The organism is Gulosibacter sediminis, assembly GCF_014904065.1.
Lineage (GTDB): Bacteria > Actinomycetota > Actinomycetes > Actinomycetales > Microbacteriaceae > Gulosibacter > Gulosibacter sediminis.
In genome coordinates this window covers 14,922-20,512 of the sequence record NZ_JACXJG010000003.1, presented here as the reverse complement: position 1 = coordinate 20,512, position 5,591 = coordinate 14,922, and the positions used below count along the sequence as shown (strand labels likewise).

The 5,591-nt window shown below is 66.2% G+C and carries 5 protein-coding genes and 2 pseudogenes (1 of these 7 only partly in view); all 7 read left to right on the top strand.

Annotation, left to right across the window (positions count from 1 at the left end; translation table 11 throughout):
* Positions 1–338 precede the first annotated feature (338 nt).
* Entirely contained in the window at positions 339–551 is a 213-nt protein-coding gene (locus ID132_RS01265) for a hypothetical protein (protein WP_328743346.1), read from the top strand.
* A 66-nt stretch (positions 552–617) separates the two neighbouring features.
* Positions 618–969: pseudogene (locus ID132_RS01260) on the top strand (metal-sensitive transcriptional regulator).
* Positions 970–1,016: 47 nt separating this feature from the next.
* On the top strand, positions 1,017–2,162 hold the full coding sequence (locus tag ID132_RS01255) for an FAD-dependent oxidoreductase (protein WP_006214163.1): 1,146 nt from the start codon (positions 1,017–1,019) through the stop codon (positions 2,160–2,162).
* Between the two features lie 45 nt (positions 2,163–2,207).
* A complete protein-coding gene (locus ID132_RS01250; RefSeq protein ID WP_006214164.1) occupies positions 2,208–3,443 on the top strand; it encodes an MFS transporter in 1,236 nt (411 codons plus the stop codon).
* Positions 3,440–3,723 (top strand): annotated as a pseudogene (locus ID132_RS01245) (4Fe-4S dicluster domain-containing protein). The gene ID132_RS01250 and the pseudogene ID132_RS01245 overlap by 4 nt, the downstream one beginning before the upstream one ends.
* A 97-nt stretch (positions 3,724–3,820) precedes the next feature.
* Positions 3,821–4,420, top strand: a complete 600-nt coding sequence (locus ID132_RS01240) for a YdhK family protein (protein ID WP_006214166.1) — start codon at positions 3,821–3,823, stop codon at positions 4,418–4,420.
* A 70-nt stretch (positions 4,421–4,490) separates the two neighbouring features.
* Positions 4,491–5,591, top strand: part of the annotated coding region (locus ID132_RS13325) for an HAD-IC family P-type ATPase (RefSeq protein ID WP_413229333.1) (this coding region is incomplete at its 3' end). The annotated region continues 155 nt past the right edge of the window; 1,101 of its 1,256 annotated nt are in view.

Sequence of the window (5,591 nt, the reverse complement as noted above, 5' to 3'; positions counted from 1 at the left end):
CTCCGACATCACGCTCGTGCGCGGTGACCTGCGGGCCGCCGTCGACGCGATCCGCCTGTCCAGGAAGACCCTGTCGACGATCAAGACCAACCTGTTCTGGGCATTCGCCTACAACACCGCCGCGATCCCGGTCGCTGCGCTCGGCATGCTCAACCCCATGCTCGCAGGTGCGGCGATGGCGTTCTCCNCTTCGTCGTCGGCAACAGCCTCCGCCTGCGCGGGTTCACGAGCGTCGCCTCGAAGTGACGTACGAGAACCCACCCATCCACACGAATCCAATAACGAAGGAACACCAGAGAATGAGCAGCTGCTGCAGCACGAACGAGACCAACCCGGCCGTGGAGAACGGTGGACGCGAGAACCTTCTTGGCGGGGGCGCCGATGACATGACCACCTGCCCGGTCATGGTCGGCACCCCGGTCAGCAAGAAGACCGCCGAGGCCGCCGGCCTCTACCGCGACTTCGAGGATGAGCGCTACTACTTCTGCTGCGCTGGTTGTGGGCCTGCGTTCGATTCGGACCCGGCCAAGTACGCCGCCAACATGGCGTAATCCACCAGCGTGCGGGGTGCCGCGGCACCGCTGCGGCACCCCGCCACCTGATCGGAGCGAACCGACATGACCACTACGACTCCCACCACCGAAACCCACCTCGACACCTGCCCCGCAGGAGGCGACGGCGACGCGTCCGTCCACGGATACATCAGCGATAAGACGAAGTACCGCAATCGTCTGCGGCGCCTCGAAGGCCAAATCCGCGGCATCGATCGGATGGTCGACGAGGACCGCNTGCATCGACATCCTCACCCAGATCTCCGCAGTCACCAGGGCACTCGAAAATGTCGCCCTCGGCCTGCTCGACGATCACCTCAAGCATTGTGTCCTCGACGCCGCACTCGCCGGCGGACCAGTGAGCGAGCAGAGGCTCGGCGAGGCGTCCGAGGCCATCGCCCGCCTCGTGCGCTCCTGACGCCGGCGCATCAGTTCGATCACGACCAGCAGTTCAGGAGTTCTTCTATGACCCCACAGCACGTTCTCATCCTCGGCTCGGGAGCAGCCGGGGCCGCAGCCGCCCGCACTCTCGCCTCACGCGACGATGTCCGGGTGACGCTGGTGACCCGCACCGGGGAGACGCCCTATACGCGGATGCTCATCAAGGGAATCGCGTTCGGTCCGACACCGCCGGAGATGATCAAGCTCCCGCTGCCTCAGATCGAGGTCATCGCCGACACCGTGCTCAAAGTCGATACCTCGGCGAAGCAGGTCCAGCTGACCTCCGGCGCACAGGTCTCCTACGACGCGCTCATCGTCGCGACCGGGAGTATGCCTCGCTCCCTGCCCGCTGACGTGTTCGGCGGCGAAGACGCCGGACAAGGGCGGGTCACCGCTCTTCACTCCGTGGAGGATGCCCTGGGCATCCGAAAGCTGCTGACCGGACTGGGGCGACCCGCGCGGGTAGCGATCTACGGCGGTGGAATCATCGCAGCCGAGACAGCCTCGTCTCTGCAAGCCGACGGACGCATGGTCACGCTGGTCTCCCGCAGTTCAGTTCCCGGCGTCGGAGCGTTTGGGGCGCCCGTGGCTGAGCGCCTCGCCGCCGACCATGCCGCCAAGGTGCAGGCCCGATTCGGTCGCACTCTCCAGCATGTCGACGAAACAGAATCCGGTGTCACCATCACCCTCAACGACGGAAATCCCGTCGTGGCTGACTTCCTTCTCCTCGCGCTCGGCACGACGCCCGCAGCCCCGTCACCGTGGACGAACGGTATCGACGTCGACGATCACCTCCGCGCCGCGGCAGAACACGTCTACGCAGCCGGAGGTGTGGCCACGCACCACGACGAGGCACTGGGCGCCTGGCGCATCGACCATTGGGAAGACGCCGCCGCACAGGGTGCGCATGCCGCGCAGGCCGCATTGCACGACCTCGGCATTAGCGACGATCCGGGCGCCTACCTGCCACGCAGCCCTTACATGGCAATGGTCTACGGTCAGATGATCTCCGGAGTCGGGTACACAGCCGGCGCAGACGCCCACCTGGAAGCCGGTGAGGAGTTCATCGTCCGCCACGAGACCGACGGCATCGTCGTCGGCGTCACTGGCATCGACGCAGTCGGCACCGTCTACCAGTGGGGGCAGCAGCTCCACGGCGTGCGGGCATAGGCGATGGCGGGAGACTGTATTAGGCAGATCCCACGGCGGGGCTTCGTGCTCTCGCTGGCAGCGACCATTCTCATGATGGCCGCTGCCAGCGCGCCGTCCTTGTTCTACCCCCAGATCGCCGAACGGCTCGGACTCATCCCCGTCGCCACCACACTCGTGTTCGCGGTCTACACCTTCACCCTCCTGGCCGCGCTGCTCTACCTCGGACCACTCTCCGACCACGTCGGCCGACGTCCGGTCGTGGCCGCCGGTTCTTTGGCGCTGGCGCTGAGCGTGGCCATGTTCTGGTTCGCCGGTAGCCTCGCGGCGCTCCTGGTCGCCCGAGCCTTGCAAGGGCTCGCAGCGGGTCTGCTGATCCCGGCGCTGTCGGCGATGATGATCGACTTCGAGTCCCCGTCGCATCGGAACATCGCAGCCCTGTGGAACACGATCGGCCCGATGATTGGCCTTGGGGCCGGGGCTCTCGGTGCTGCGCTTCTCCTCGATCTCACCTCCGAACCGACAACTGCCGTCTTCGGGTCGCTCGTGCTTGCCTTCCTCATCGTGGCAACGGTCGTGTGGAGCACACCGGAACTGGCCCCGAAGACCCGGATACGACGTGGCGACCTCCGTCCGCGGTTCACCGTGCCACCGCACCTGCGCCGCATGTTCACCGCCGGAGTGCCCGTGATCATCGCCGGGTGGGCGACCAACGGGCTTTTCCTCGCGCTCGGAGCCGACCTCGTCGGCAGTGAGCTTGGGGGCTCCACGCACACCCAAGCTGGGATCGTCATCTTCGCACTGGCGATCTCCGGAGTCACCGCCTCGTCCGTCCTACAGCGGCGTTCCGCCCGCACCATCAGCCTGTATGCGACCAGTGCCCTGGCGTTCGGCACCGCAGTGAGCATCGGCGCCCTCGCACTCGGTTCCTACTCAGCCTATGTCGCCTCGGTCGCGATCGTCGGTTCCGGGTTCGGCACAGCGTTCCTCGGGGTACTGCGCACACTCATGCCCCACACGGCATCGTCGGAACGCGCCGCCGTGATGGCTGTGATCTACACAGTTGCCTACCTGGCATTCGGCGTGCCCACCATCGTCGCCGGATTGCTCGTGCCGGTGCTCACCCTGTCGGGGACGATGACGATCCTCGGTGCGATCATCATCGCCCTCAGCCTCGTCGCCACCGTCCTGCGCCTGCGCATCCCGCACCCGGCCGCAGGCCCGGCAGAGACTGACGACTTCCCCGAGCCTCCCACCGGCTCTCACCGCCGATCCGCACCCGACCGAGAGGAGCAGCCATGACCTACGTGATCGCGCTTCCCTGCGTGGACGTCAAGGACCGCGCCTGCATCGACGAANCCCCGACGAATGCGTCGACTGCGGAGCCTGCGAACCGGTCTGCCCCGTCGAGGCCATCTACTACGAAGACGACCTGCCCGACGAATGGTCTGACTACTACAAGGCCAACGTCGAGTTCTTCGACGAGTTGGGTTCTCCCGGAGGAGCCGCGAAGATCGGACCGACGGGCTTCGACCATCCCCTCATCGCCGCATTGCCCATCCAACACGAGCAGACCCTCTGAGAAGGGGCTTCCGATTGATCCATACCGACACAACACACAAGCCTTGACTAGTACCCCCTAGGGGTATATGGTAGGCATATTGATGAAAGGAAATGACATGCAGAGGAGACTGCGAACAGGACTGGCAGCGGGAGCGCTCGGAGTGGCGCTCGTGCTCGCCGGTTGCGCCAGCGGAGCAGACGACGACCAGCAGACCGACCCTTCGGCTACTGAGGAGCATCAGGGCCACGGCGGCAACAACGCAGAAAGCGGTGATGAGGAGATGGAGCACCCGATGGACGGCGGACCGGCACCCGAGGGTATCGCCGAAGCCAGTGAGCCCACCTACCCTGTCGGTACCGAGGTGCAGCTCACGGCCGACCACATGGAAGGCATGGAAGGGGCTACAGCAACGATTTCCGGCGCATTCGACACGTACACGTACTCCGTGAACTACACGCCCGCAGGTGGCGGCGACCCCGTCACTGATCACAAGTGGGTCGTGCAGGAAGAAATTGAGGATGCCGGCGACGAGCTTCTGGCCGACGGCACAGAGGTGACTCTGCTCGCCGAGCACATGGAAGGCATGGAAGGCGTAAAGGCCACCATCGCTTCGTCCACCGATGAGACGGTCTACATGGTCGACTACGAGACGGACGGCATGAAGATGACGAACCACAAGTGGGTCGTCGAGAGCGAGATCCAACCAGCGTCCTGAGCCGACGTTCGCTTGCCCGGCCACCGGGTGAGCGGCAATCGGCCTGGCTCGATGACGGAGGAGAGGAATCATGACGGACCCGAACTCACACCAGCACCACGGCCACGAAACCGATACACCCGCCCACGGCGAGCATCACCACGGGTCTGTGTCCGCGCACGCCTCGGCGGATGCGCACGGCACGCGCGAGGGTCAGCACACCGGGCATCAGGGCCACGCCATGGACCACGGGCAGCACTCAGGCCACACGGGCCTCGACGAGCACGGCGGCCACGATGAGCATGCCCAGCACGGTGGGCACGGAGATCACAGCGGCCATGGCGGGCACGGGGACCACGTTGGCCAGTTCCGCCGGCTGTTTTGGATCAACCTCGTCATCGCCATCCCCGCGGTTGCCCTCTCACCGATGTTCGCCATGCTGCTGGGCTACGAGGTCCCCGGCTGGGCGGGCTGGGTCGCCGCGGCACTGGGCACCGTCATGTACGTCTGGGGCGGCAGGCCCTTCCTCACCGGTGCCGTCAGCGAGTTGAAGTCCCGCAAGCCCGGGATGATGCTGCTCATCGCTCTGGCGATCACGGTGGCCTTCTTCGCCTCCTGGGCCGCCACGCTCGGGCTCGTCCATCACGAGCTCGAATTCTGGTGGGAACTGGCGCTGCTGATCGTCATCATGCTGCTGGGCCATTGGATCGAGATGCGCTCCCTGGCCCAGACCACCTCGGCGCTCGACTCGTTGGCGGCACTGNCAGACGAGGCCGAGCGCGTCGAGGGCGAGAACGTCGTCAAGGTGGCCCCAGCCGACCTCGACGTGGGCGACGTGGTCATCGTGCGCCCCGGCGGCAGCGTCCCGGCCGACGGAACCATCGTCGACGGCCGCGCCGACATGGACGAGTCCATGATCACCGGCGAGTCCCGCCCGGTCTCTCGCGGCGAGGGCCAGACCGTCACCGCCGGCACCGTCGCCACCGACTCCGGCCTGCGGGTGGAGATTACCGCCACCGGTGACGACACCGCCCTGGCCGGCATCAACCGGCTCGTCGCCGAGGCGCAGAACTCATCCTCCCGCGCCCAGCGGATCGCCGACAAGGCCGCGGCCTGGCTGTTCTGGTTCGCTCTTGGCGCGGCGCTGGTCACTGCGGTCGTCTGGACGCTCATCGGCATGCCCGACGAGGCC